The sequence below is a fragment of the Deltaproteobacteria bacterium genome (assembly GCA_016218975.1).
Taxonomy (GTDB): Bacteria; Desulfobacterota; Deferrimicrobia; order Deferrimicrobiales; family Deferrimicrobiaceae; genus JAENIX01.
This window is the reverse complement of sequence record JACRCO010000093.1, coordinates 22,809-49,647: the sequence shown is the minus strand read 5'-3', so window position 1 is coordinate 49,647 and position 26,839 is coordinate 22,809. Positions and strand designations below refer to the sequence as shown.

Here is a 26,839-nt window from a genome sequence, read left to right as displayed (position 1 = left end):
CGGCGCGGACCAATTCGACCATCCGACGCTTGAATTCCGGGGGATACGGCGGGCGTGATTTCGGCATGACGGACACCTCCTCCTCAAAGGATTATAGTGTCCACGAAAGCGGGTCAACTCCACTTCAGATCCTTCTATAGCGTTTGTCTTAAAACAGAGCAAGGGGAGACTGTGGTGATTAGAATTCATCGTGCTGATGGGGTTCAGCGCTTCATTGCGCATCCTGGTTGTTTGCCATTGTTATCGACGTCAGGATGAGATCATCCGAATTTTCTCAGCACGAAAGGCAATCAAATCCGAGCATGCGGATTACACGCGGAGGTGGAGAAAATGAGAAAGGAATACGATTTTTCCAAGGCGAAGAGGAACCCGTACGCGAAGCATTTCAAGAGGCAGGTTACGATCCGCCTTGACGAAAATACAATCAACTATTTTAAGAAAATGGCTGCTGACTTGGGAATGCCCTATCAGACGCTTATTAATCTTTATTTACGCGACTGTGCTGGGGCGGGAAGACGTCTATCTATCAAGTGGGATCCCGCCGCATAAATAATTGGCGCCTAACAAGCGGTTGAAGCCGAAGGCTGCCCTGCCCTTCGCCCAGTGGCCCCGCGGCTTAGCCCGAACGTTATGTGCACAATTTATACGAAAGGCATATAAGGCATCAGACATGAAGGCATCGGGCATAGAGGCACGAAGGCATCGAGATATAAAAGCATAGAGGCATCTTCCAGAAAGACATTGCGTGCGCCGAGCATGCGCTGTACAATGTAATACATGAAAACATCAGCCGTCACAATTCGTATGGACACGGACCTCAAGCGCCAGCTCAACAAGCTGTGCAAGCAAACTGGACGCACGCAGAGTGAGATTGTCCGCGACGCTCTCAAGCGCCAGTTTGCAATCATTCGCTTCCGGCAAATACGGCGCAAGGTCCTGCCGTTGGCAGAAGCCCGAGGATATATCACAGACGAGGATGTGTTCCGAGACGTTTCGTGAGGGTATTCCTCGATACGAACGTACTTGTAAGCGCATTCTCGGCGCGCGGGTTATGCAATGAATTATACGAGTATATTCTGAATGAGCACGAATTGTTTACGGGCGAAGTGATCATTCATGAACTCCGCCGCGTCTTGAAAGATCGTATTGGCGTTTCTCCTACTGATATAAAAATCATCGAAAACCTCCTAAGAGAGCATGAAGTTATTCCAACCCCTTCGGAACCTCATCCACTGGTCATTAAAGATCCCGACGACAAATGGGTCTTGGCGTCTGCGATCGCTGGACGTGCCGATGTCCTTGTTACAGGCGACAAAGATTTATTAGAGGTTGCTTCACAGGCTCCGATTCCGATTATGACCCCTCGCAATTTCTGGAATATGGCGCGTGGGGAATCTGGCACTTAAATATATTTGGCACATAATTACCGCTTTGAGCTGATCGCTTCCCTGTGAAGGGACCGAAAATGAAAGAAAAAAAATCATGCACCATTTGGAAAGAAAAAATAACTCGTTTTGCCGTTCTCTCTCTATATATTGTCATCGCATTCGCGGATCTTATTATCAATGTCCCGCCAACCGCGGCCCAAGCGGATGTCGGTTTGTCTCAAGAAGACTTGAAAATGGCCAACGCGGTCATCGCCGAGAACACGATCACATTGAGGCTTCCTGGCCTGGGTACCTCCGTAGATGGCCCTGGTCCGCTCACAAACGCCGACCGCCTTGTGCTTCTGGCCTTGAAATTCCATGAGAAACGGAAAGCCCTTGTGCCCTTCGGCGAAATGAAGAGGCGTCTTGGAAAAGCGGAATCACGCAGCACGTATCGCCTGGCGGGTGAAAAGTTCTGGGCGTGGTATCGGGAAGCCGCGGGAAAAGGCCAGGCAGGCGGTCTTGGCGGTTTAAAGGGCAAATTCGGAACCTACATCGCCATGAAGAACACCGAAAAACGCAAAGCAGCCAATCGCAAACTGGGCGCGCATGTCCAATCTGAAGCGGCATGGCGGAAAGCAATGGAATCCGATGCCAGGTTTCGGGAGAAGGTGTCGTCGCGCGCCGACATAGCCGCGGAAGCTCGCTCGGCGTATTTGAAAGAATGGCACATCCAGAATGAAAAGGAGGCTGCTGCCGCGCAAATGGATTGGGAGGCTGCAATGGCTTTATTTCCCTGGCGCAGCAATTAACGCAGGGAGCAATGAATCGGTGAAATGAGGAAACGTGAAAAGGATTATTCCGCTTCCTGAATCCGGTCTTTCGCGATCGCCCATGCGGCAATGGACATTCCGTCCCAGATGACGCCGGACCGGATCCCGTCGTCTATTTCGGACGGCGTAAGCCGCAGCACCTCGAATTCCTCCGTTTCGTCGGGAGTGCCCCCGACAAATTCCAGGTCCCGGGCGATGTAGACGCGGCACATTTCGACCGTCACCCCGTTGTACGGATTGAATTCTCCGACGGATGCCAGTGTCTTCGCCGAATAGCCGGTCTCTTCCTGCAGCTCATGGCGCGCCGTTTCATCGTAGTTCGACCCGTCCTTCATGCTCCCGCAAGGAAACTCGAGGCTCTCTTTTCTCAGCAGGTAGCGGTACTGGTTCACAAGCACGATAGTCCCGTCCTCAAGCACCGGAATGACCATGGAGGCGCCGTTCGTGTGGAGATAGTGGTATTCGCCGGGCTTCCCCGAAGGAAGTTCGATGGAGTCCAGCTTGTACGTCCACCAAGGGTTTCTGAACAGGATCGATTCGGATATTTTTTTCCATGTCTTCAGCGCCATCGCATATCCCTCCCAGGGAGGAAGTGTATCACCTTGCACCGGGCGATTCTTCGGCGAGTCCCGTACATCTAATTCATTATTACCGGGCGACGCTGCGCTTTCCCGCTATCGCGTGGATGGATGCGGAATGGCCGCACGGTTTTACACGGGAGGGACGTTGCAATGGCAAAAAGGATGACGATATTGGTTACCGGCGCCACGGGACTTCAGGGAGGAACGGTCGCACGCACACTTCTCTCGAAAGAGGTAAACGTCCGCGTACTGACGCGTTTTCCCCAGAAGGCTCAGGACATTTCGGCCCTTGGCGCGGAAGTTATCAGGGGTGACTTTGAAGAAAGGGACAGCCTTCAGAAGGCGATCCGCGGAGCGGATGCGGTTTTCCTCATGGCCACGCACATCGAAAAAGGGGTGAAGGCGGAAGTCGCGAACGCGGAATCCGTCATTTCCGTGTGCAGGCGGCTGGGAAGTCCGCACATCGTGTACTCTTCGGTCTGCGGTGCGAACCGGAAAACGGGGATTCCACACTTCGAGAGCAAAATGCGGATCGAAAAGTTCCTGAAGGACAACATCCAGGTCTACACGATCCTGCGCCCCGTCTGGTTCATGCAGAACTTCGAGTCGCAATGGCTGCTGCCGTTCATTCAGAAAGGGGTGCTGAGCACGCCGATTCTGCTCAACCGGAAACTTCAGATGATCGACGTGAGCGATATAGGCGAGTTCGCTTCGGCGGCGATCCTGCGCGCCGCGGAATTTGCGGGGCAGGAGATCGACCTGACGGGCGACGAAATGACGATGGACGATATCGCCTGGAGCCTTTCGGAAGCACTCGGCCATGAGGTAAGGTACAGGCAGATACCGGAAGACGAGGCGGAGGAAGCGGTCGGCAGCGACATGTCCCTCATGTACCGTTGGTTCAACACCGGGGGACCCGGCGTGGACATAGAGGGACTACACAAGCATTACGGTATAACCTTGACGCAGTTTAAGGAATATCTGCGCCGTTCCGTCGCATTTCGGAAAGCGGCTTGAACGTTACCTCTCAGGCTGACGGAGGAAGAGAGACAAAAACAGGCCTGCCAGCAGCAGGATAGCGACAACGGGAACGGAACCGGAAACGGCCGCGACGGTGTCGCTTGCACGCTCCGGCGGAAGAAGGCTTATAAGCAACGGTCCGTTCATAAAACCAGGATATCATGATTTTCCCGCGGCACGGCGGTTACGCTTTGCGCCGTGTGCGGTATATAATACGGTCGCGCTATTCGAAAAACGCCGCTTTCCAGAGGTGGAATGCGTGGATCCATCCGACCGGAAAAACCTTCTCAAAATCCTGCTTGCGACCAACCTGCTGCTGTTGGCCATGTACCTCGTCACCAACGTGATATTTCAATCTCCGTCCTGGAGAGTGAAGCACCTTTTCGATCTGGACCAGGAATACAACATCCCCACCTGGTTCTCCACGATGCAGCTTTTCCTCGTGTTTCTCATCTCCTTTGCCTGTGCCCGGGGCGCCGAAAGCAAGGCACTGCGCCGGGGCTATCGCCTGTTGGCGGCCGTCTTCCTGTTTTTTTCCCTCGACGAAACCGCTGAGATCCACGAATCGGTCGGGAGAACCCTGGGGCTCCTGTTGAGGCGCCACGGGTTAATCGATTTGAGGGGGATCTGGATCCTGGTGTACCTTCTCGCAGCTCTTTTGCTGGTCCTGTTATTCAGAAAAGAGATCGTCGTATTCCTGGAAATTCCGGAAGGCCGGAACTTGTTCGTCGCCGGAGCCGCGGTTTTCGTGCTCGGAGGGATGGCTTCCGAGGCGATCGGAATCTATATGCCGCAGTTGCCCAAGATGAAGCAGATGGAAATATTTTTCGAGGAAGGGCTGGAAATGCTGGGAGAGACGCTGATGTTATTCGGCCTGTCCATGCGTTTGAAACCTTTTCGCCGATCCGGCGTGCCGGAACTCATTCCGCCTGCCGGATAGAAGCCCGATCCCGTCGGATGACGGAGGAGCATGGGCCTGGATCCCGCCGGCGGCAACCCGCGGTTCCAGGCCCACCCCAACTTTATTCGCCGTTCGTCAGCAGGTGCTTCCTTGCAAGTTCATCCCACCGTTCTCCGCCGAACGCCTTGGCGATCCCCTCGATGGGGGTACCGCCGTCCGCCAGGACGGGACCGATGTTTTCTGTCGATGCCGGCTGCAGCCTGTCCAGCGCGTTCTTCATCCATGACCTTGCAAGCTTTCCGGAAAGGAGGTTGCTCGAATCCCTGGACAACTTCCCGGCGCGCACCCGGAACAGCCACCCTCTTCCGTACGGGTCCTGCTTCAGGAGGTCGGGAGAACGAAGGACATCGTGGTTCACGGCCACGACGACGCCTTCCACCGGAGACAGCATCGGGACACGGCGGGACTCGGAGATCAGGCTCCAGCCGGGCTCTCCCTGCGAGAGGCGGAAACCGACTTCGGGCAGCTCGATGGAATCCACCTTGCCGATCAGCTTCTGCGCGAAGTCGTCCATCCCGACGATGGCGACGGAACCGGGCTCGGTGCGGAGCCAGCCGTGCCCCTGGTGGAACAGGTACCCGTCGGGGACGCGGAAGTAGTCGATCACGCCCAGGTTCCTTCCCTCCGCCGCTGCCTCCTTCCCCCTGTGCGCAAGATAGCGGGAGAAGTATATGAAGCCGCCGAGGAACGCCATGACTATGATGTACTCGATGCCTTTCGTCGCGAAGATGTCTACATAGCTGAAGCTTTCCATTTCACGACCTCCGCTTCTTCAGGATGTGCATGCTCTTCTTCCGGGAAGTCCGGGTGCTCTCGCAGGATCGGCATCCGGCCCACTATCCACCGGAACGCCCATATCTCCATGCAGATGACGGCGGCGGTGACCCAGATCTCCATCCAGGAGGGATAGTACCGGTTCGCCGCATACCACTTGAACGCGATCACCGAGATGTTCAGACGGTTCAGGATGACGCCCAGCGCCGTGATGACCGCGGTGACCTGCACGAGCTTCCTGTTGTTCTTGAGTATCGCGTAAGTGAAGAGGACGATCGGGATTATGATCCCGCCGATCATCTCGACCATCCACCAGTACCCCATCGGGGTGTTGAGCTGCGTCCACTGATGTCCGTGAACAAAGTCGATCACCTTGAGGAAGAAGTAGGCGAAGAGCGCGCCCAACGCCCCCTTTGCCAGCCCGATCAGGATGTCGTCGAAGGATGCATGGTGGTGCGGGTCGATCTGGTCCCGGAAGACCCGGTGGCTGATAGTGCTCTCTGCGATCACCATGGACAGCCCCGCGAATACGCTCGAAACGAAGAACAGGATCGGGATGTTCCCCGAGTACCACAGCGGGTGGATCTTGTTGGACGCCATCAGGAACAGAGCGCCCAGCCCCGACTGGTGCAGGGTCGAAAGCGTTATGCCGAAGATCACCGCGCCCGTAGTGCAAAGTTTGGCGTACTTGCGCACCTTCGGCCAGTAAAGCCACTCGGCCACCGCCGGGAACACTTCGACGAACTGGCAGACCGTGTACAAAAGGAAGTGCCACGCCACCAGGAAGAGCACCGAGCTGTACCCGAAGGCATTGCCGATGATCGGGTTGACCACGTTCCACGGACGCCCAAGGTCCAGCAAGAGCGCGCCCGCATAGAAGCAGTACGCCAGGAACCCGTTCAGCACCGTGGCCTTCAGGATCGGTTCGTACTTCTTGAAGTTCAGTATGTGCACAACGAAACACAGCGTGTAGGCCCCGCCCGCGAATGCCACCCCCGTCACGACGTCGAACCCGATCCAGATCCCCCAGGGGTATTCCTGGGAGAGGTTCGTAACCGAAGCCAGCCCGAAGGCGAACCGGATCACGATCAGCGCCAACCCCACCGCGATGATGATCCCGCTGATCACGTTGAACGGCGTAATGATCTTCCCCTTGGGTTTCAGCTCGCTCAAAACGAACCGGAGGAACCCCTTGAGGGTGTCCGCTCCCGTGGGGGACTTTGCCGCATGCAAGGGGATCGTGTTATTCCTCTCCATGTTCGTTCTCCTTCCCGTTTTTCTGGGACGTCAGGTAGCTAAGCCCGAACAAAAAAGTGGGCCACAGGATGAAGATGTGCGGAACCGCGTACAGGAAACCGGCGGTCTTCTCCGGGTAGGAGCTCGTCCCCACGTTTTCCCGGTCCCGCAGACCAAGCTTCTCGGGGGCCGCGCTGCCGATGAAGAGCCACTCCGTGCCGCCCGCTTCGTGCTCCCCGTAGATGTGCGGATAATACTTGCCCGGTTCCTTGTAGATCCGTTCCCGCGCGATCTCGATAAGGTCCCGCCGCTTCCCGAACAGGGACGCTCCCTCCGGACAAGCCTCCGAACAGGCCGGCTGCTCGCCCTTGACGATCCGGTCGTGGCAGAAGACGCACTTCATGACGTACGGGCTGGGGCTGTTGTACTGGTACTTCGGAGCGTCGAAGGGGCATGAAAGCATGCAGTACCGGCAACCCATGCACCTGTCCTTGTTGTAGATCACCGGGCCTTCCGGCGTCTTCTCCAGGGCCTTCACCAGGCAGGCCGTCGCGCACGCCGGCTGGTTGCAATGGTTGCACTCCTTCCGGACGAAGACCGGCTTGTCCGGCTCCTTCTCGTTGGGGAACCTGTTCACGACGGTGAACGCCTCCGGGGTCGTGTCCCGTTGCCGCTCGAACACGGAGTCGGTCGAGAAGGATTCTTTCGGCTCCGGAAGGCGGTTCCTGGCGTTGCACGCCTCCTCGCAGCTCCGGCACCCGATGCACTTCGTCGTGTCGACGAGCATGCCGAAAAACTCCTTGTCGGCCGCCGCACCCGCCGCCGCCGTGGCGGCTTTTGCGGGGGCCCTGGCGCCGGCAGCCAGCAAGGCGCTGCCGGTCAGCCCCGCAAACTTCAGGAAACCTCTTCGTGTGATGGTCATTGAACAATCCCTCCTGTCGGTTGCCGTCTTGACTTAGCGGAAGAACTTCCGGACCGCGATCTGAAGGATCTCGCCGTCCATGGTCTCCATGACTCCCTCGGTGTGCACCCCTCCGTCGGGCATCGTGACTCCGACTTCCTGGGGAACTGCCCGATAGAGCGTGAGAAACTCGGTGAACCTCCGGACTTCCTTGCCCAGCCATACGGAGGCTTCCACGCCGACCCGGAGCTTTTTCATGTTGGCGCCCAGGTTCGTCGGACGGATCGCGAACGCCCACCCTTTCTCGTACGGCCTTTCCATCGACCCCACCGCATCGGCGTTCAGGATCTCGTTCACCGCGCAAACCTCGCCGTCGACGGGCGCCACGAGCTCTATCCTCTTCCCGTCCTGGAGGACGGCGAACGCCGGCTCTCCCTGCCGGACCAGCTTCCCCTTCGCGGGAAGCTCGAACCGGTCCACCCTTCCGATGATTTCCCGGGCGAACCCGTCCAGGCCCACCTTAACCTCACCGGAGGCTTCCAGCCTCGCCCAGGTGTGCCCGTTGTGGATGAAAAGCCCGCCGGGCATCTCGTAAGCCGGCCGGAAGGACGCAGGGAACAGCGCGGCCGGATCCAGGATGCCGGACTCCGCGGCCCGCCGCTTGTTGCTCCAGCGGATGGCCAATTCCACCGTGATGAAGCAGAGAACCGTGAGCAGGACGAGCAGGACTACCATGGCGCACCTCCCGGCATTACCCCAAGAACTGGCTGACGATCTTTCCCCACTGCGCGTCGTTCAACCGGCTGCTGATATCGGTGAGGGCTTCGCCTCCGTCGGTTGCGGTCATCCCCAAGTCGGACGCGAACAGCTTCTGAAGCCTTTCGACTTCGCATTCCATCCATTTCCTGGCGACGTTTTCGTGGAACAGGCCGTTCACCGCTTCGTTCCGCAACTTCATCGAATAGATCCACCCCTCGTTGTACGGATCGGTATTGATAATGGCGGGGTCGGTCGTTATTTTCGGATTGACCGCCTTGATCGTCCCGGTAGCAGGCGCCACCATGCGGACGGTCCGGTCGCCGGAATGAAGGAGGAAGCACACGCTGTTCTCCTTCACCGGCATGTTGGGGCCGGGAGACGATACGCGGTGGATCCTGCCGATCAGCCTTGCCGAAAAATCGTCGATTCCCACGCGGGCTTCGGTTTCGTCGTCAGGAGACACGGCGACCCAAAGATGTTTGGGATGATAGTAGTATTCCGGCTTCAGCTGGAATCCGCGGATGTTGTCCAGGTCCTTTCCGGTGTGGCTGACCTCGCAATAGAGGGAACATTCCTGGTAATTGGTCGTATTACAGATACCCTTCGCATTCGACATCCTGTCCACCGGGATCATTTTCACCGGGAACGCCTTGCAGAAAGTTACCGTTTGGGTTTCGAGAAAAGGGCACTTCCGTTCCTTCATCGCCGCACCCCTTTTCTTCCAGCTTTTCCGCTGCTTACGATCACTGCGTCAACGCACCTTTCACGCGTGCCCCGCGTGCTCCGCGATCATTCTCGCCGCCGAGACGATACCCAGAACGATGTAGGCTATGCCGATCAGTATGAATCCCATCGTTCCCACCTCCCTTCAGCGGGGTTGCCTTTCCCGCGCCCATGTATAGCGCAATGCCCGTGCCAACCGATCGGAGGACATTTTATAAGTCGATAACTTACGGATTTTAAAACAGAAGGAGGAGGGTGTTCCGAATAGAGACGCGGTTATTGAATTTCAGGAAGGTGTATACATTCTCTACACTTCCTGGGGCGAAAAGGAATGATCTTGTTTTCCGGTGGCTTGCCCAGTTGAAAAATTCAACAGCAAATTGAAATACTCAACACTCTCACTCTTTCGGAGCGATGCCATCCCTCTTGAGTTCATATTTTTTTATCTTGTTGTAGAGCGTCACCCGGTCTATCCCCAATGTCTGGGCGGAACGCACGATATTCCACTGGTTTTCCGCCAATACCGCGCGAATGTGCTCCTTCTCGACCTCGTCCAGGGATTTCGTCCAGTGGTTTGTTGGCGTAGATGTCGCGGTCGGCCTGCTGACATCGGAATCCGTAATGATATTCCCCTTGGCCACCACCATTGCCCGCTCTACAACGTTCCGCAGTTCACGCGCGTTTCCGGGCCATTCGTTGTCCATCAGGATCCGCATCGCTCCCTCGCTTACGCCGCGGATCTGCTTCCCCATCTCGATGTTGAATTTTTCAATGAAGTGGTCGACCAGCAGCGGTATGTCTTCCCTCCGTTCCCTCAGCGGGGGAATGTGGATGGAAATGACATTCAGCCGATAGTAGAGGTCCGCGCGGAACCGGTCCTCGTCGATGGCGGCCTTCAGGTCCCTGTTCGTCGCCGCGATGATTCGCGAGTTGATCGCGATCACGTCGGATCCTCCGACGCGCCGGAAGTCCTTCTGCTCCAGCACACGGAGCAGGTCCATTTGCAGTTTCAGGCTGATGTCGCCGATTTCGTCCAGGAAGAGCGTCCCGTCCTGCGCAAGCTCCAGTTTCCCCCGCTTGATCGCGGTGGCGCCGGTGAACGCTCCCTTTTCGTGGCCGAACAATTCGCTTTCCAGCAGTGTTTCCGTCAGGGACACGCAGGACACGGAGATGAAGGGCGAATCGCTGCGCGGGCTCTCGTCGTGGATAGCGCGCGCAAGAAGCTCCTTGCCCGTTCCGCTTTCCCCCTGGATGAGGACCGTCGAGCTGCTCTTCGCGACGGTCCGCGCCAGCTCGAAGATCTCCAGCATCTTCTCGTTCTTGCTGATCATGTCCCGGAGCTTGTACTGTTTTTTGAGTTCCTTCCGCAGGAACAGGTTCTCCTGGACGAGTTTGTGATGGTCCACGATCTTGCGGATCGTGAGGGAGATATCGTCGGGGTTGAACGGTTTGACGAAATAGTCGTAGGCGCCCGTTTTCATCGCCTTCACGGCGGTGTCGACCGTGGCGTAGGCGGTCATGATGATGATCAGCATGTCGGGGTGGGTTTTGCGCACCTCCTCCATCAACTGGATACCGTCCATGCCCGGCATCTTCAGGTCGACGAGCATCAGGTCCCAGTTCTTGACGGGAAGCCGTTCCAACGCCCGTTTGCCGCTCTCGACGGCCTCGACGGCGTAGCCGTCCTCCTCGAGCCAGCTCGACAAAGAGTCCCGGACGATTTCCTCGTCGTCCACGACCAGAATGTTTACGCTCTTTTCCATCGTCATTCCTCCTTCCCAGCCCCCGTTTTCGAAGCCACCGTCATCTGGCAGGCCCGGCAGAACGTCCGCCCCTTGGTATCCACGTCAACCACCGTGTTCGACAGGTACATGACGCACTCCTTCGAAGTGCAGTGGATCAGTCCGAATGTGTGCCCGAGCTCGTGGAGACATTCCTTCCTCATCCGTTCCTGGAACAGTTTCTGGTCCGGCGGGGCGCCGTAATACTCCTGGCGCAACCGGGCAAGCGAGACGACCGCCGTCGTCCCTCCGAGCTGCGCCTCCCCGAAAACGTACGTGAGGATCGGTATGCAAAGGTCCTTGTCGGTAACCCCGAGCAGTTTCAGCGCGTTCTCGGGAACCTCCTTCAGCATTTCCTTGAGGATTTTCGTCGATATGTACTGGTTCCTGGCCGGCTCGAAGCTTGCGGGTGGAACCGGGATCGAAGGCATGACCCGCACCGTCGCCCAGAGGGATTCGCTCATCTCTTGCCGCAGCCATTGGAGAATTCCAGGATCCACCGCCCCGACGGGCCTTATGTAGATTATGTTTCCGATGGTCCCCGGTCCCTTTACGTAATGGGGAGCGTAACCCTGATGCACGTTCCCTTGCCCGGGGCGCTGTCGATGTCGAGTTTGCCGTTATGCCGGGCGACAATACCGCTTACGACCGAAAGCCCCAGCCCGGTCCCCTTTTCCTTCGTCGAGAAGAAAGGATCGAAGATATGCGCGAGGTTCTCCTTTTCGATCCCCACGCCGGTGTCGCGGAACCAGATCGTCGCCGTGTTCTCCTTCTCGTTGCTGCAGCTGCCCAGCGTCAGCGTCCCGCCCCCCTCCATGGCCTCGCAGGCGTTCACCATCAGGTTGATGAAAACCTGCTTCATGTGGCCCGGATCGGCCAGGACCTCGGGCAGGGACTTCATTTCGTTCACCACGACGATATTGTTCAGGCGCAATTTATTCTGAAGGAGCACCATCGATTCGCCCACCATCTTTTCGAGATCCAGGGGCTTGCGGATCGGCTCTTTCGGCCTGGTGAAGTCCAGCAGGTTCTGAACGATCGCCGTCGTACGCTCGACCTCCCTGCGCATCGTGTCGAGGTAGGAACGGTACTTATCCACATGCTCCTCGCCGTGCTGCCCCTGGGCGATTTTCCGCTCCATGAGCCGTATGTAAGTGTAGACGCCGGTCAGCGGGTTGTTGATCTCGTGGGCTACGGTGGCCGCCAGCTTCCCGACCGCCGCCAGTTTTTCCGATTGCAGGAGCTGGGATTGCGCGTCTTTTAGTTCGGTGGTCCGCTCTTCGACCTTGTGTTCCAGGTTGCGGATACCTTCCTCGATCTCCTCGCGCGCCTTCGCCAGATCCTGTGTCATCTGGTTGAACGAAAAGGCCAGGTGTCCCATCTCGTCGTTGGACGTCACGGGGATGAAATGCTCGAGGTCCCCGTCGGAGATCCGTTTCGTGCCGAGGACGAGGTCCTTGACCGGCCTCTCGACGAAATGAATAAGGATCATCGCGACGATGAGGGAGATGCAAAGTATGGAAATCACGCTGACGAGGAGAATCCGGCCGCGGTCGCGGGCCATCGCGACATCTACGTCCCTGAGCGACATGGTGACATCGATCACGCCCAGGACCTTCTTCGACGGAGGGTGCGCATGGCATGTCGATGAGGAACACTCCGCTTCGTTGTACAGGGGATTGATGACGCCAAGCACGCGGTGCTCCTTGTCGGAACGCTCGCGGTGGTCCGCGGACATGAAGATCCGGTTCCTCTTTGACGTCGCCAGCCGTTCCAGCGGACGGGCCTCGGAATGGCACCCGTAGCACGCTTCCGCCCGCTTGTCGACCATGCCGCCGATCTCGTACTTGTCGCTTGAGAAGAGGATCCGCCCTTCCTTGCTGTAGATCCGGACCCTCTCGATCCCCTCCTGCTGGCCGATCGTCTCCATGATCTTGTATGCGGCGTCCTTGCGGTTTTCGAGCATGTCGTTCCTGATCGACTTCTTGATCGTCTCGCTTAGCTGCGAGGCGCTCCGGAGGACCGTTTCGTTCAGGTTTTCCTTCTGGATGACGAGGGACAGATAGGCCAAAAGGCCGTTGACGATCAGGACCATCCCGACGACGCACAGGATGATCTTGACGCTGATGCTGTGATACCAGCTCATTCTATCGCACCGTCCCGCACCACCCCATGTGCATACAGTATACATAGACGGGTCGGCAGGGAAAGGAATTTCCGTACCGTTCGGCGGCGATGGAGTTCGTATCGCCGTACACCCCGCTTTTTTGATAAAATTTCTCGTTAGAAACCCAGCTCATGTTGAATATGCGGGGGTCCGCCCGCGTTTCACCGGGGCATTGAAATATTTCGCGGGAACACCGAATAAATCAGGCATTTCCGCCGATACATTCTTCAAGTAAGTTGACTGGATACCCGAAAGGGTAAAAAATGAATGGTTGACTATCGTTTGATCGTTTCACACATGCATGCCGGGGGCGGAATGCAGAAGAGGGCGTTTCTCGCTGTTGTCGGAGTGTCCATCGTCGTAACCGCGGTTTCCCTCGGGTTTTCCGCAAGCCGTTTCCTTTCCGCCCGGTACTCGGTTCCCGCCCCTGCCGCTCCCGCCCGCGGAGCGGCGGCGGAGCCCTCCGGCGCGCAGGCCCTGTCCCCCGAGAAGTGGACAAACCTTTTCGCCCCCGACCAGGGGATGGACCTTCCTTCCAGGCTGATCGGGAAATCGAAACCGCAGGAATTACCCTCGACGAAATACGTTCTCCTCGGCACGGTCGCCTCGGACTCAAGGTCCGCCCGGCGCGCCATCCTTTGGGCCGATGGTATGAAGACCCCCCGCATGGAAAGGGAAAGCGCCGAACTGGAGGCAGGCGTGAGGCTATCCCGCATCGAAAGGGACCACGTCTTCCTCTCCCGCGGCAAAGTCGAGGAGAGGCTGGACATCCTTCCAGTGGGCTCCAGGACCCGCGTCACCGCGCCACCTGCAGCGCCTGCCGCGTCCGCAAGCGCTCCGAGGGCCGCCGACCTTCCGGCGGGCGGGGAAATCCGCGTCACGAAGCTCGGCGAGAGTTCGTTCGCACTCGATGAAGCCACGGCGGGGCAACTGACCGGAAATATCAACCAGTACATGACAAACGTCCGGCTGATCCCGTTCTTCGAGGGGAACAAGTCCGCGGGTTACCGTGTCGCTGCGGTTCGGCCGGGATCCGCCTTCGAACAGCTGGGATTCAAAAACGGGGACGTAATCCAGCAAATCAACAACGTGGAGCTCAGCACCCCCGACAAGATGTACACGATCTTCCAGAACCTCAAGGATGAAAAGCGCGTAACCGTCAACATTCTCCGCCAGGGGCAGAAAAGCACGATCACGTACGAAATCCGATGAAGAGGGAGCGCGCGATGAAAAAAACGGGTGCATGGCTGGCGGCGATATGTCTCCTCGCCGCGACCGCGCAAGCGGCGGATCCTCCGCAGGCGGTCCCTTCCCCGGCTTCCGACAACCAGGCTTCCGCTCCCCCGCCGTCCGCGGACAATACGGCGCCGCCGATAAGGGAGGAACCCGTAATTCCGCAGGCGGCTCCCCCGCAACCTCCCGTCCAGCCTCCTCCCGAACGGATTCTACGACCGGCCGAGCCTCCTCCTGCACCGGTACAGGCGCCGCCTCCCCAACCGCCGATCCAGGCGCCGCTTCCCCAGCAGGCCGAAACGAAACGGATGCCGGTATACATTTCCATGGATTTCACGGACGTCGACCTCCCCGTCCTGATCAAGTTCATCAGCGAGCAGACCCGGAAGAACTTCATTTTCGACGAGCGTGTGCAGGGGAAGATCACGATCATCTCCCCCCGCAAGATCAGCGTGGAGGACGCCTACAACGTCTTTCTTTCCGTCCTCCAGGTCAAGGGATTCGCCACCATCGAGCAGGGGAACGCGATCAAGATCATCGCGCTTCGCGACGCCAAGCAGGACAGCCTCCCCACGGCGCGGGCCGGAGAACCGGCCTCCGCCTCGGAATTCATCACCCGCCTGATCCCGCTTCAATACACGGACACCGCCGAAATCGTTCCCGTGCTCTCTCCCATCGTTTCAAAGGACGGCCTGCTCACCGCCTTCCCGGCGTCGAACATGCTGATCCTCATCGATTCGCGCTCCAACATCGACCGTGTCATGAAGATACTGGCCGAACTTGACGTGGAGGGCACTTCGGGCATTCTCAGGATCTTTCCTTTCAAGTATGCATCGGTCACCGAAATCGCCAGGACGCTCGATTCGCTCTACACGGGCGCGGGAACGGCTCCTGCGGCTCCCGGCCAGGCGGGCGCCGGAGCCAGGGCGGTCCGCCGCGGCAAGGGACGCGGCGGCGCGATCCGGTTCATCCCGGACGTGCGGACAAACAGCCTGATCGTCCTTGCCGGCGCGGACCTGATGTCGGACATCGAGGACCTGATAAAGAAGCTCGACATCCCATCGCCGGAGAACACCGGCAAGATCAACGTCTACTACCTGGAGCACTCCGACGCCGAGGAGGTCGCAAAGGTTCTCGCCAACCTGTCGGGGAGAGCGCCCACAACGCCGACCGCACCGGCCGCCGCGGGGCCTGCCGGCACCGTCAAGTCGGTCATTACCGCGGAACTGGAGGGAGGGGTGCGGATCGCGGCTGACAAGGCCACCAACTCCCTTATCATCATCGCATCGGTCAACGATTACCTGACGCTGGTGGACGTCATAAAGAAGCTCGACATCCGCCGCCGGCAGGTTTACGTGGAAGCGGTCATCATGGAGATCACCCTCGACAAGGGGCGCGACGTAGGAGTGGAATTCCGCGGGTCCGTCGCCAGCGCGGCAAACAAGGGCGCGCTGCTCTCGGGAACGAACTTCGATTTCCAGGGAAACGTCAACGAATTGTTCTCGGCGCTTGCCTCCGGCAACCCGCTGGTCTTCAGCGGCACCGGGCTGATCGCGGGCGGCATCCTGGGCAACGTCACGCTTCCGGACGGGACACAGATTCCGGCCGTCACCGCCATCCTGCGGGCGGCACAGACGTCCGACAACATCAACGTCCTTTCCTCTCCGCACCTCCTTACCCTGGACAACAAGGAGGCCGAGATCATCGTAGGCCAGAACGTGCCTTTCATCACGAGCCAGTCACGCGACAGCACCAACCTCGCCAACACCATAAACACGATCGAACGGAAGGACGTGGGCATAACGCTACGTCTCACGCCACACATCCACGAGAGCGAGTACGTGAACCTCGAAATCTACCAGGAATCCTCCGCCATCCTGGGAACCCAGCTCCTGAACGCCAACCAGGTAGGTCCCACGACGACGAAAAGGTCGGCCAAGACAAGCGTTCTCGTGAAGAACGGGAACACCGTGGTGATGGGGGGGATGATGCAGGACTCCCTCACGGTGAGCGAGAGCCAGGTTCCGCTCCTCGGGGACATCCCGCTCCTTGGGAACCTTTTCAAGTTCAAGTCGGTCGCGCGGAACAAGACGAACCTGCTCATCTTCCTCACGCCCCACGTCATCAAGGAGCCGACGGACATGGCGAAGATCGGCGAAAGGAAGCAGGCGCAGATGGACGAATTCATAAAGCGGAAGGATGGGCTCACGGAGCAGAAGATGCCCCGCCCCGGCGCCCTGGCGAATCCTTGAGCGGAAATCCTCGACAGGAAGCGATCCAGGACCTGGACGCTCTCGCGCCGGAGACCGACCTCCTGGGGAAACTCCCGATCGGTTACGCAAGGAAACACCTTCTGCTACCTTGCCGTGACGCGGACGGGTCGCTGGTCCTGCTGTCGGGCAGGCCCGACGTCCCGGAGACCATAGACGAGGTCAGGTTCCTCGTGGGACCGATCCGTGTCCTTCCCGCCCCGGGTGACGCGATCCTCAAAAAAATCGACGCCGCATACGAGAAGATCCACGCGCCGGAAAGGGAGCTTGTCGACGGGCTCTCCGGGGAGTGGAACCTGGACGTCGAGGCCGCGATCGAGGAAACGCGGGACCTGTTGGAAACGCCCGACGAGGCGCCGGTCATCAAGTTCGTCCACTCCCTTCTCTTCCGGGCCATCAAGGAGCGATCGAGCGACATCCACGTGGAACCCTACGAAAAGGAGCTTTCGGTGCGCAACCGCATCGACGGCATCCTCTATCCGATGGTGACCGCTCCGCGGAAATGGCACGCGCCTGTCGTGTCGCGCATAAAGGTCATGGCGGGGCTGGATATCGCGGAGCGCCGTCTTCCCCAGGACGGCCGGATCAAGATCCGGATCGGGGGGAAGGAGATCGACATCCGCGTATCGATCGTACCCACCGCCTTCGGGGAGCGGGCGGTCCTGCGGCTTCTCGACCGTTCGAGCATCCTGGTGGGGCTCGAGGACATCGGGCTGGCGCCGGAGGACCTTTTGCAGTTCGAGAGGTTCCTTTCCCGCGCAAACGGGATCGTGCTGGTGACCGGCCCCACCGGGTCGGGGAAGACCACGACCCTCTACGCCGCGCTGCGCCGTCTCGATTCGGGGACGAAGAACATCATCACCATCGAAGACCCGATCGAGTACCAGATCCAGGGGATCGGCCAGATACAGGTCAATCCGAAGATCCAGCTTACCTTCGCCAACGGTTTGCGCTCCATCCTGCGGCAGGATCCCGACATCATCATGGTGGGTGAAATCCGCGACGCGGAAACAGCCGAGATCGCCATACAGGCGTCGCTTACCGGCCACCTGGTGCTCTCGACGCTGCACACAAACGACTCCGCGAGCGCCGTGACGCGCCTCGTCGACATGGGAATCGAACCCTTCCTGGTCGCTTCCTCCCTCTCGGCGGTCGTCGCCCAGCGACTCATCCGCAGGCTGTGCCCCGCCTGCCGCGTCCCCTACGATCCGACGCCGGCGCAGTGGGGGAAATTGGGGCTCTCCGCCGCTCCCTCTGGGCCTTTTTACACCGCCGCGGGTTGCCCGGGCTGCATGAATACCGGGTATCTCGGCCGGATCGGAATCTTCGAGGTCCTCCCCGCGGACGAAAAGGTGCGCTCGCTGGTACTTACGCGGGCCGACGCGGACGGAATCAAATCGTTCGCCGTTTCCCGCGGAATGAAGACGATTCTCGCCGGGGGGGCGCAGAAGGTCTGCGACGGGACCACCTCCGCGGAGGAAGTCCTTCGCGTGACCCAGGAAGACTAAGGGTTACCCGTGCCCACCTACAATTACACGGCAATCACCAAAACGGGAGAAGAGCGGAAAGGGAATGTCGACGCCGACAACCTTTCCGCCGCCCGAAGGAAGCTGCATGCCGAAGGGGCATATCCCGTAACGCTTGCGGAGAGCGCCGGGAAGGAGAAGCTGTTCCCCACGTTTTCCCTGCTGGGGCGCCAGGAATTCCTGCCGCTGCTGACCCGCCAGCTCGCCACGCTTGTGGGCGCGGGAGTTCCCGTGGTCTCGGCCCTGCAATCCGTATCCTCGCAGATGGAGGACTCCGAAGGCCGCCGGGTGGTGGTCGAGATGCAGGAGGCGGTGCGCGGCGGAATGCCGTTCGGCCGCGCGATCGAGGCGCATCCGGACATGTTCCCGGAGCTGTATGCGAGCATGGTGCGGGCGGGCGAGGAAAGCGGGATGCTTTCCCTTTCGCTCTCCCGGCTGGCGGACCACCTGGAGGGAATGGCGAAGACGAAGAACCGTGTGCGGGCGGCGCTCACCTACCCCATTCTCATGGCGGTCGTCGCCACGCTGGTGGTCATATTCCTCCTGACCGTGGTCGTTCCGAAGATCGTCGGGGTGTTCTCACACCTCGGCCGGGCGCTTCCCCTTCCGACCCGCATCCTTATTTTCGTCACCGACGTTTTTTCCGCAGGCTGGTGGGCCATGCTGATCCTGGCCGCTGCGGGGATACTGGCGGCGAGGAGACATCTCGCGACCGAACGGGGGAAGCGCCGCCGCGATAACCTGATCCTGCGGTTCCCCCTTATAGGGCGGCTCGCGCACCTTTCGGCCCTTTCCCGCTTCTGCCGCACCCTGTCCACGCTTGTTGCAGGGGCAATCCCCGTGGACAAGGGTTTGCGGATCGTCGCGCCGGTTGTGGGGAACATGGTTATCTCGGAGCGGATAGCCGCGGCGGCGGACCGCGTGGTTGAGGGGGCTCCCCTTTCCGAGGCCTTGAGGGTCCACGCCGAAATCCCGCCCACGCTCGTACAGATGGTCGCGGTCGGCGAAGAGAGCGGTAAACTGGACTTTATCCTGTCGAAGATGGCGGACGCCATCGACGGAGAGATCGAGACGAGGCTTTCCCGCCTCCTTTCGCTGCTGGAGCCCATCATCATCCTGTTGATGGGAATGGTGGTCGCCGGCATAGTCATCTCCGTCCTGCTGCCGCTGCTGGAAATCTCACAGATCGTTCGGTAAGAAGGAGGATCGCTCGATGCGAAAAGGGAAAAAGGAAACGTACCGTCTGCGCGACCGCGCCGGCTTTACCCTCATCGAGATCATGGTCGTCATCGTCATCCTGGGGCTGCTCGCAGCCCTCGTGGTGCCGAAGCTCGTCGGCCGCACGGAGGAAGCGAAGAAGACGCAGTCCCGCGTCCAGATCAAGAGCCTCCAGCAGGCGCTGGAGCTGTTCAAGCTGGACAACGGCTTCTACCCCGCCACCGACCAGGGGCTCGACGCGCTCGTGCGGCAGCCCGAAGGGGGCAGGATCCCGAAGAACTACCGGAAGGGCGGCTACATCGATCGGGTGCCGAAGGATCCGTGGAATAATCCCTACGTATACGCGTCTCCGGGGCAGCGCTCGGATTACGACATCAGCTCGTACGGCGCCGACGGCGTGCAGGGCGGAGAAGGCGAAGATGCGGACATCAACAGCTGGGACGATAAGTAGCCGCATCGGAGACTGCCGCGCCCGGGACCGCCGGGGATTCACGCTTATCGAGCTTTCGGTCGTCCTGTTCGTTCTCGGGCTCGTCTTCTGGCTGGCCATGCCCCACCTCGCCGGCGTCGGCGAGCCCGACCGCGGTTCGGTCTTCCGCGAGCTTGCGGCAGGCTCCGAGGAAGCGTTCGACCTTTCGCTGTTCGAAAAACGCGAGGCGCGCCTGGTGCTTGACCCCAAGGCAGGCACCTACCTGTTCCAGACTGCCGACGGCAGGAGCTTCACTCCCTCCGCGAAACCGCTGGGCAGCAGGCTGACGATCACCGGCATCCGCATCGAGAACGAAGACCGTCCGCTGGACCTTGTCACCGAAATCCGCTACCTGCCGGGCGGGAAGGTGCCCGCCGCGCGGATCTTCTTCCGCGATAAGGAAGCCGGGGGAGACGCTTCGGACTGGACGCTCCGGATAAATCCCTTCGACGGCTCCATGGAAGTGCTCGAAGGGACGGTGGTCAAGGATGCGTAACGGCATCAATCGCCGCAACGGACTTGTCCCCCGGTCAAGGAAGTTGGCAGGGGGTTTCACGCTCCTCGAGGTGCTCGTCGCGCTGGCGATCCTTTCGTCGGTGCTCGTGATCGCCTACCGGGTGATGACCGATGCGATCGCCGCGGAGGCGCGCTCGGAACATTGGACCACGGCGTCCTACCTCGGCGAGGCCCTCATGCGCGAGGCGACATCCACATTTCCCGACGTCGGCGAGACCACGGGGCGATTCGCTCCTCCCGACGATGCCTACTCATGGGTACGGGCTGTCCGGCAGGCGCCGCACGCAGACGCCGTCGAGGTTCACGTGACCGTCAAATGGAGCGAAGGGGGCCGCGAGGAAAAGGTGGAGCTCGCCGGCATCGCGGCAAAATAAGATGGAAGGCCTCCATTCCCTTCCGCCTGCAGATCAGGCGAAACGTGCGTTTCGAGGGGGCGGCTTCACGCTCGTCGAGGTATTGCTCGCGCTTGCCATCCTCGCAACCGTCCTGGTCCTTCTGCTTTCCACCTTCACCGGCGCAAGCCGCGGGCTCGAGATCCTCACGGAACGGTCGAGCCGATTCCGGCAGATCCGTATAGCCATGGACCGCCTGGGAGCCGACCTGCCCGGCGCGATCTCTTCTCCCGCCGTCGAAACCACGGCGTTCACCTGCCGGCCCGACACGTTCTCCGGGAAACCGGCATCCACTCTCGTTTTCACCGCCTTCGCCCTGCCCGACACATCGAGCGCGCGCCCTGCGACGGATATCGTAAAGATCCGGTATTTCGCCAAGGTCGGCGGCGACGGAAAATCGATCGACCTGTATCGCGAGCAGTCCGACCTCCCATTGATCGAGAACAAGATACCCACGAGCGAATCCCGCATCGCCTCGGGGCTCTCCGGTTTTCGCGTCGAACTGTCCTCGGGCGAAAAATGGACGGCCGATTGGCCGTCCGGTGACGCCGGGGCTTCGAAGGGGAAACTCCCGAAAAGGGTTTCGTTCATGCTTGCCGATTCGCAAGGCAGGGAGTTCAAGCGAACTATCACGCTCCCTCTGGCGGGGCAGGAATCCTCGATCCTCTTCTCGGGGAAGCGGCCGGCGACGAAATGAAGCACAGTATCGCGAATAACCCAGGCGAGAAACCCCTGCCCGGTAACAGAGCGGGAGTCGCGCTCCTCGTCACGCTCCTGATCCTCGTTATGATCGTCGTGATGGCCATCGAGATTTTCCGCATCGGCGCGCGGGCGGCGCAGACCGGTGCCTACGGCCGGGATTCCATCCGCTCCACCCTGGTCGCCGAAGGGGGCCTCGCGGCGGCGCGCGTGGCGCTTCGCGAGGATTCGAGGAACAACGATTACGATACCCTGGACGAAATCTGGTCGCGGCCGGCCCCGCCCATAGAACTGGGAGACGGCATCGTAACGGTGGTCGTGGAGGACGAAGACAGGAAGTTCAACCTGAACAAGCTCGTCCTTCCGAACGGGAATGCGCCCGATGAGCAGCGGCTCGCCGTCTTCAGGAAACTCCTCACGGTCCTCGGAATCGATCCCCTCGTAGCGGAAGCGACTGTCGATTGGCTCGACAACGACGACACGACCCGCTCCGGAGGGGCGGAAAGCTCCTATTACATGTCGCTTCCGGTCCCCTACCGTGCGAAAAACGACCTGTTCGACACGCTGGACGAGTTTCGGCTTGTCCGTGGAGTGACGAAGGAGGATTTCGAAAAGCTGAAGCCGTTTGTGACGATATATTCCGGGGGAACTGTAAACATAAACACCGCACCGAAAGAGATCCTGATGTCGCTTTCGGCGGGCAAGGACGCCTCCGATGCGGTGGAAATCAGCGAGGCCATGGCCGCCCAGATCGTCGATTACCGGAAGGACAATCCGTTCCAGAAAGCCCGCGACATATCGAACGTCAGCACACAGTTGAAAGACCTATATGACAAGACACGTTTCCGGGACCTGATCGACGCTAAAAGCGCCGTCTTCCGCGTCCGCTCGCTGGGCGACCACGGAGGGACCGTCCGCACGGTGGAGGCCGTGGGGTTGCGGTCGGGAAATGATATACAATGGCGGTACTGGCGATTAGAATAGTCCGTATCCAATTCAATTCACGGGGTGTTCGATGACTCGATATGCCGGAGCCGTCCTCGCTGCCTTGCTGCTTGCCGCCGCCTTTGCGGGACCTGCCGCCGCGGAAATCACCCTGCCGGTCAACGACAACAATACCGGCATCTTCGACCAGCCGTCGGCGGTGCTGGACGACACGGCGGTCCGTGTCGCTTTCATAGGCGATGCATCCGGTTCCGGCGTCTACAAGGTCTATATCGCTTCGGTAGACGGGAATTTCGATTTCGTGAGAACGACGTTTCCGTCCGACAATGCCTACCGGTTGACCAATGCAACCGCCGTCGACAACTCCACGTCGCCCAATGACGCGTATTACGACGCGAGGCATCCGAAAATTCTCATGAGGACATCTACTCACGAGGCCGTGATCCTCTTCCAGGCAAAGGAGTCCTCCGGGGCCACCGTCTACCGGCCCTACCTCGCCAGGGTGGCCCTGACGGGAAGCACGATCACCACGATATCGGTAAAAAAGATCACGGGATTCCCGACCTCGCCCGTCGACCTGAGCACCAGCGACATCGAAGACATCTCCTTCGGGATCGTCACGACCGATAATGTCGCGCATATCGCTTTCTGCACGAAATCGGCGATCGGCGCGTCGGAATCGTTCCAGGTCTACTTCGCCAGGGTTTTGCTCGGCGACGCGACGGTCACCGGCACACCGGTGCTGCTTTCTTCGATTACCAACACCGGGGGGCTTCGTCCGCTCCCAAGCCTGAAACTCGATTCTTCCAACCGTGCCCATATCGCCTGGGTCGCGAACAACTCCACTCCGGTCACCAGCCCTGTTTACTATGCGCTGGTCAAAGAACAACCGGCGGGAAATCCCGACAACAACGTCATCCAGGCAACCCAGGTGATCGCGACGCCGGGAATCCGCTGGGGGTTTCCGATCACGCTCGTTTACAGCCCCAGTTCGGTCGTCATTCTCGCGGCTGACGAAACGGTGTCGGGCCAGGCGGGGAACTTGGGCATCGTCAATATCAATCCCGATGCCGACGACCAGGACGGCGACCCGGCGTTCACGGCGGATGCGAGGACATTCTTCCTTTCTCCCCTGGGCGAAGCCATCATCGCCGATGGAATCAGGCTGTATCACCCCGACGCATTTCTGGATTCGGCCGGGAAAATTCACCTTGCCGGCTACGGTATAGATAACGTATTCGGCGATTACGGGGCGATTATCCTGACCACTTCATCGCCTTATTACGATTTTCAACCTTCGATGGTGTCCTGGGGTGGAGGTACGACAGAATACCCGAAAGAGCTCTCCGGCGACTATACAAGGGCGGCATTCGTCTACATGCCGTCGGCCGGGAAGGTGGTCATTTTCTGGTCGGGTGAGATCGGGACAAACCGGAACCTCGACGTTACGACGGCCAAGACATCTTCGATCGTCACGCCAGCCCAGGAATCGGGGTGTTCGATGGTCGCCTATCCCGGTTCCGGTGAAAACGGCCGTATGGCCGGGGCCGCGATACTTTTCCTGCCCGCAGTTGTGCTCGGCGTCCGCCGGATCTCCCGCCGTTCCCGGATGGCGCGCGGGAGGGACGTCGTATAGATGGTGAGAAGTGCGGCACATTAACGGTTTGGCCCGGGGCCGCCGGATTTTCGCGGCCCTGGGCATCCTTCTTTTCGCCCTGATCTTTCTTTTCACGTTCCTGTACACCCTTCCCGGCGATGCCTTTCTTTCGCCGCTGCGTTCGGCGCTCTCCCGGGCGGGATACGACCTGACATACGAAAACGCCCGCATCGTATTCCCGCTGGGGGTCGAATGCCGGAACGCTGTCCTCTCACCGCGCGGGGGAGCCGCCGTATCCTTCGATTCCGTCCTCGCCGCATTCGAATGGACGGGGCTGTTTCGATGGCTTCCGTTTCATCTAAGGGCGACCCGTGGAACGGCTTCGGTCGATATACGCACTTCCCCCATGGTATCGGACCCCGGGAAGGTTCGACTTCGCGTTTCCCGAATCGGTTCGGACGACCTGGCCGCCTTTTACCCTCCCGCGTCCGGTGTCGGTTTCCTGATCGATTCCGTAGACCTTCAATTGAAACGGAGCGGCGGCGGGCGGGTCTCCGGAACGGGGGACGGGTCCGTCCAGTGGCTGCGCATGCCGATTCCCGCGAAGGAATCTCCCGTCCGCGAGGCGCTTTTGAAGGACGTTCGGATGAAGTTCGTCGTCAGGGAAGGGACCATCCATGTTTCGTCCTTCACGGGAACTTACGAAGGGTCCGCCGTCGACGGGACGGGAGAGATCGTGCGATTTTCCAACCCCGCCGCCGCGGCGATCACTTTCCATCTGCGGATACAGAATCCGCTTGAGGGCAAGATCGCGGCCCTATTTGACCTGGTGGCGAAAAACGTCAAGAATGCTAATCTGAGGATCAAGGGCACCCTCCTGTCGCCGACGGGAGAGTTCCAGTTCTTTTAGGAACGGGGAATGAGCGTCTTAGGCATTTCGATAACCCGAAACAACCTTTCAGCGGTGTTGTGGGAATCCACCCTGTTTTCCTCGAGGGTTGCTTTCGCCTGTACGGTACCCTGCCGGGAGGCGCACGGGGGACCGGAAGACGCGGGAAAACTCGCTGAGGAGATTCGCAAGGGTACAGGGTCGGCTACGCTGCCGCCCGCCGTCCTGTCCCTGCCGCCCTCCTGGACCTACCTGCGCCAGGTGGAGCTGCCCGCTAAAGATCTCCCGCTCGCGAAGAAGATCCACGTCGCGGAACTCGAGGGGAGCCTTCCGCTCGAGGACGAGGCTATCCTTTCCGATCTCCTCCCCTCCCCGCCGGCTCACCCCGGCAAGTACCTTGCGGTGGCCGCACGCAGGGAAGGCGTGGAAAAAACAGTTTCGCTTTTCGCAGGCGCGGGGTTCCGCGTGGACCGTGTCGTCACCGACCACGTGTCGATCCTTTCGGCTTTCCTCTCCGGGAACGCGCTGCCTGACGGGCTCATCGTTTCGACGCTTTCCGACATCGTGATACTTCGCACCGAAGGAGGGGCCGTCCGATGGGCGCGCCAGTTTCCCTCCGCGATGGCCGACTCCGACGGCAGCCTGGCGAAGGAGCTTCGCGAATGCATGGCGGTCGATGCCCCGTCGAATATGCTTCTGCCTGTGACGTTGATAGGCGAGGCCCCCACAGGCCTCGCCCAGGAACTGGCGGGCTCGGTGCGGTTCCGTCTTCCGGACGGCGCGGGGGATGCCGCGCCACTGGCCTATGGCGCCGCCAGGGTCTTCTCTCACGCAAAGGAACTTGGGGGATTTTCCCTGCGTACCTCCGCCGAGGGGGAATCGGAACGGAAACGGCAACAGCGGCGCGTTCGAATCGCCTGCATCGCGGCGGGGGTAGCCCTTCTATCCGCGGTTGCCTCGCTTGAGATCGCCCAGTGGGCTGAAACCCGGAGGATCGCCGCCGTGCGGGCACAGATCCGGAAGGAATTCACGGAAGCCGTCCCCGGCGCAAAAGCGACCGCACTTGAACCTGCCCAGATCCGCGCCAAGGTCCAGTCGCTCCGCCGCCAGCAGAAGGAAATGGGGATCGACTCCGCGGGGCTTTCGGTGTCTCTCGGGAAGATCTCACAGTCGCTTCCCCTGAAAGAGAACATCGTCATGAAGGAAGTCTCGTATGAGTCGGGGCGGATGCGGATTTCGGGCGAAGCAGGCGGCACGCAGCAGGTGGAAAAGTTCCGAACGGCGCTTGCGTCCTCCTTCGGCCGGGAGATGAACGTCACGGTGCAGGAATCGCAGGGCACGGCGAGGGGCGGATCGATCCGGTTCACCATCCTTGTCGAGAAAGGAACCACGGGCCGTGCTTCGTGATCGTGAAAAAGCGGTCCTCTTCTTCGGCGGGATCGCCGCCGCGCTGATCCTGCTGGCGTCATTCGTCGTCATTCCCGGCGGGGCGAAAATCAAAAGTCTGTCACGCCAGTATGCACAGGCGGGGAAGGATCTTGCGGAACTAAGGCAGATACGTCCGGAGCTTGAGAGGGCCGACAGGGAAGTGCGCCAGAAGACCGGGCGTATCGCAGGGGCGGCCAACGCCGCCGAATCCCCGCTTGCCCGCCTGACGTCCACGCTCGGGGAGGCCGGATTTCCGTCATCCGCGTTCAGCCTCAAGTCCGGTGGAGTGAAGGACGGGGAATTCCAGCGGGAAGAATCGTTCGACCTGAAGATCGAAAACCTCACCTACCTTGAGGCGGTGCGCCTGGCCGTCCGGCTCGAAAACGGCCCGCTGCCCGTCGTCATACGATCCGCCCAGATGAAAAGCAGGTACGACGATCCCAAGTACGTGGACGGAACCTTCCGGATCGGATACCTGCTTCCCCCTGCGAAGTGACCCGAGTGCCCTTCGCGCGATCTGCGATACATTCTCAATGGATTCCATGGAACTGCGA

29 protein-coding genes are annotated in these 26,839 nt (G+C 59.9%); 20 read left to right on the top strand and 9 right to left on the bottom strand.

Annotated elements, in window-relative coordinates; all coding sequences use genetic code 11:
• Positions 1-196: 196 nt before the first annotated feature.
• The 5 genes from HY896_13440 to HY896_13420 all read left to right on the top strand — a co-directional run bounded on the left by HY896_13440 (position 197) and on the right by HY896_13420 (position 2,179).
• Positions 197-334 (top strand): BrnT family toxin, encoded by a 138-nt coding sequence (locus tag HY896_13440; protein MBI5577350.1) that lies wholly within the window; start codon positions 197-199, stop codon positions 332-334.
• A complete protein-coding gene (locus HY896_13435; GenBank protein MBI5577349.1) occupies positions 331-549 on the top strand; it encodes a BrnA antitoxin family protein in 219 nt (72 codons plus the stop codon). The genes HY896_13440 and HY896_13435 overlap by 4 nt, the downstream gene beginning before the upstream one ends.
• Before the next feature lie 228 nt (positions 550-777).
• A complete protein-coding gene (locus HY896_13430) occupies positions 778-999 on the top strand; it encodes a ribbon-helix-helix protein, CopG family (protein MBI5577348.1) in 222 nt (73 codons plus the stop codon).
• Positions 996-1,406, top strand: a complete 411-nt coding sequence (locus HY896_13425; protein ID MBI5577347.1) for a putative toxin-antitoxin system toxin component, PIN family — start codon at positions 996-998, stop codon at positions 1,404-1,406. Before HY896_13430 ends, HY896_13425 begins: the two co-directional genes overlap by 4 nt.
• 59 nt (positions 1,407-1,465) lie before the next feature.
• Positions 1,466-2,179 (top strand): hypothetical protein, encoded by a 714-nt coding sequence (locus tag HY896_13420; GenBank protein ID MBI5577346.1) that lies wholly within the window; start codon positions 1,466-1,468, stop codon positions 2,177-2,179.
• Between the two features lie 44 nt (positions 2,180-2,223).
• On the opposite strand, the gene HY896_13415 is transcribed toward HY896_13420, so the two are convergent.
• Complete coding sequence (locus tag HY896_13415; GenBank protein MBI5577345.1) at positions 2,224-2,769, bottom strand: NUDIX hydrolase; 546 nt, start codon at positions 2,767-2,769, stop codon at positions 2,224-2,226.
• A gap of 162 nt (positions 2,770-2,931) precedes the next feature.
• Between HY896_13415 and HY896_13410 the strand changes: the two genes are divergently transcribed.
• Entirely contained in the window at positions 2,932-3,798 is an 867-nt protein-coding gene (locus HY896_13410) for an NmrA/HSCARG family protein (GenBank protein ID MBI5577344.1), read from the top strand.
• 262 nt (positions 3,799-4,060) lie between these two features.
• A complete protein-coding gene (locus tag HY896_13405) occupies positions 4,061-4,741 on the top strand; it encodes a hypothetical protein (protein MBI5577343.1) in 681 nt (226 codons plus the stop codon).
• 82 nt (positions 4,742-4,823) lie between these two features.
• Here the strand turns inward: HY896_13405 and HY896_13400 are convergent, their stop codons facing one another.
• From HY896_13400 to HY896_13365, 8 genes are all read right to left on the bottom strand, one after another.
• Positions 4,824-5,516 (bottom strand): glycine cleavage system protein H, encoded by a 693-nt coding sequence (locus HY896_13400; GenBank protein ID MBI5577342.1) that lies wholly within the window; start codon positions 5,514-5,516, stop codon positions 4,824-4,826.
• On the bottom strand, positions 5,495-6,793 hold the full coding sequence (gene nrfD / locus HY896_13395; GenBank protein MBI5577341.1) for a polysulfide reductase NrfD: 1,299 nt from the start codon (positions 6,791-6,793) through the stop codon (positions 5,495-5,497). Before nrfD ends, HY896_13400 begins: the two co-directional genes overlap by 22 nt.
• Positions 6,780-7,694 carry a 4Fe-4S dicluster domain-containing protein gene (locus HY896_13390; protein ID MBI5577340.1) on the bottom strand — a complete coding sequence of 305 codons (915 nt, stop codon included), beginning with the start codon at positions 7,692-7,694 and terminating at the stop codon, positions 6,780-6,782. The genes nrfD and HY896_13390 overlap by 14 nt, the downstream gene beginning before the upstream one ends.
• Positions 7,695-7,727: 33 nt before the next feature.
• Positions 7,728-8,408 carry a glycine cleavage system protein H gene (locus tag HY896_13385; protein MBI5577339.1) on the bottom strand — a complete coding sequence of 227 codons (681 nt, stop codon included), beginning with the start codon at positions 8,406-8,408 and terminating at the stop codon, positions 7,728-7,730.
• Between the two features lie 16 nt (positions 8,409-8,424).
• Positions 8,425-9,135 carry a glycine cleavage system protein H gene (locus HY896_13380; protein MBI5577338.1) on the bottom strand — a complete coding sequence of 237 codons (711 nt, stop codon included), beginning with the start codon at positions 9,133-9,135 and terminating at the stop codon, positions 8,425-8,427.
• Positions 9,136-9,553: 418 nt separating this feature from the next.
• Positions 9,554-10,924 carry a sigma-54-dependent Fis family transcriptional regulator gene (locus tag HY896_13375; protein MBI5577337.1) on the bottom strand — a complete coding sequence of 457 codons (1,371 nt, stop codon included), beginning with the start codon at positions 10,922-10,924 and terminating at the stop codon, positions 9,554-9,556.
• A complete protein-coding gene (locus HY896_13370; GenBank protein MBI5577336.1) occupies positions 10,921-11,517 on the bottom strand; it encodes an archaemetzincin family Zn-dependent metalloprotease in 597 nt (198 codons plus the stop codon). The genes HY896_13375 and HY896_13370 overlap by 4 nt, the downstream gene beginning before the upstream one ends.
• Complete coding sequence (locus HY896_13365) at positions 11,487-13,082, bottom strand: HAMP domain-containing protein (GenBank protein ID MBI5577335.1); 1,596 nt, start codon at positions 13,080-13,082, stop codon at positions 11,487-11,489. The genes HY896_13370 and HY896_13365 overlap by 31 nt, the downstream gene beginning before the upstream one ends.
• Before the next feature lie 336 nt (positions 13,083-13,418).
• Between HY896_13365 and HY896_13360 the strand changes: the two genes are divergently transcribed.
• The 13 genes from HY896_13360 to HY896_13300 are packed head-to-tail and all read left to right on the top strand — an operon-like array spanning position 13,419 to position 26,781.
• Positions 13,419-14,315 (top strand): PDZ domain-containing protein, encoded by an 897-nt coding sequence (locus HY896_13360; GenBank protein MBI5577334.1) that lies wholly within the window; start codon positions 13,419-13,421, stop codon positions 14,313-14,315.
• Between the two features lie 14 nt (positions 14,316-14,329).
• The gene (gene gspD / locus HY896_13355; protein ID MBI5577333.1) at positions 14,330-16,588 is read left to right on the top strand and encodes a type II secretion system secretin GspD; all 2,259 of its coding nucleotides are present in this window, start codon (positions 14,330-14,332) and stop codon (positions 16,586-16,588) included.
• Complete coding sequence (gspE, locus tag HY896_13350) at positions 16,585-18,114, top strand: type II secretion system ATPase GspE (protein MBI5577332.1); 1,530 nt, start codon at positions 16,585-16,587, stop codon at positions 18,112-18,114. Before gspD ends, gspE begins: the two co-directional genes overlap by 4 nt.
• 9 nt (positions 18,115-18,123) lie before the next feature.
• Positions 18,124-19,329 (top strand): type II secretion system F family protein, encoded by a 1,206-nt coding sequence (locus HY896_13345; GenBank protein MBI5577331.1) that lies wholly within the window; start codon positions 18,124-18,126, stop codon positions 19,327-19,329.
• 16 nt (positions 19,330-19,345) lie between these two features.
• Positions 19,346-19,801, top strand: a complete 456-nt coding sequence (gene gspG / locus HY896_13340) for a type II secretion system major pseudopilin GspG (GenBank protein MBI5577330.1) — start codon at positions 19,346-19,348, stop codon at positions 19,799-19,801.
• Positions 19,770-20,315: a prepilin-type N-terminal cleavage/methylation domain-containing protein gene (locus HY896_13335; protein ID MBI5577329.1), complete on the top strand. Its 546-nt coding sequence runs from the start codon at positions 19,770-19,772 to the stop codon at positions 20,313-20,315. Before gspG ends, HY896_13335 begins: the two co-directional genes overlap by 32 nt.
• A complete protein-coding gene (locus HY896_13330; GenBank protein MBI5577328.1) occupies positions 20,308-20,709 on the top strand; it encodes a prepilin-type N-terminal cleavage/methylation domain-containing protein in 402 nt (133 codons plus the stop codon). The genes HY896_13335 and HY896_13330 overlap by 8 nt, the downstream gene beginning before the upstream one ends.
• 1 nt (position 20,710) lies before the next feature.
• Complete coding sequence (locus tag HY896_13325; protein ID MBI5577327.1) at positions 20,711-21,424, top strand: prepilin-type N-terminal cleavage/methylation domain-containing protein; 714 nt, start codon at positions 20,711-20,713, stop codon at positions 21,422-21,424.
• Entirely contained in the window at positions 21,421-22,410 is a 990-nt protein-coding gene (gspK, locus tag HY896_13320) for a type II secretion system minor pseudopilin GspK (protein ID MBI5577326.1), read from the top strand. Before HY896_13325 ends, gspK begins: the two co-directional genes overlap by 4 nt.
• 31 nt (positions 22,411-22,441) lie before the next feature.
• Positions 22,442-24,007 carry a hypothetical protein gene (locus HY896_13315; protein MBI5577325.1) on the top strand — a complete coding sequence of 522 codons (1,566 nt, stop codon included), beginning with the start codon at positions 22,442-22,444 and terminating at the stop codon, positions 24,005-24,007.
• Between the two features lie 10 nt (positions 24,008-24,017).
• A complete protein-coding gene (gene gspN / locus HY896_13310) occupies positions 24,018-24,878 on the top strand; it encodes a type II secretion system protein GspN (GenBank protein MBI5577324.1) in 861 nt (286 codons plus the stop codon).
• 9 nt (positions 24,879-24,887) lie between these two features.
• A complete protein-coding gene (locus tag HY896_13305) occupies positions 24,888-26,264 on the top strand; it encodes a hypothetical protein (protein ID MBI5577323.1) in 1,377 nt (458 codons plus the stop codon).
• A complete protein-coding gene (locus HY896_13300) occupies positions 26,254-26,781 on the top strand; it encodes a hypothetical protein (GenBank protein ID MBI5577322.1) in 528 nt (175 codons plus the stop codon). Before HY896_13305 ends, HY896_13300 begins: the two co-directional genes overlap by 11 nt.
• Positions 26,782-26,839: the final 58 nt, after the last annotated feature.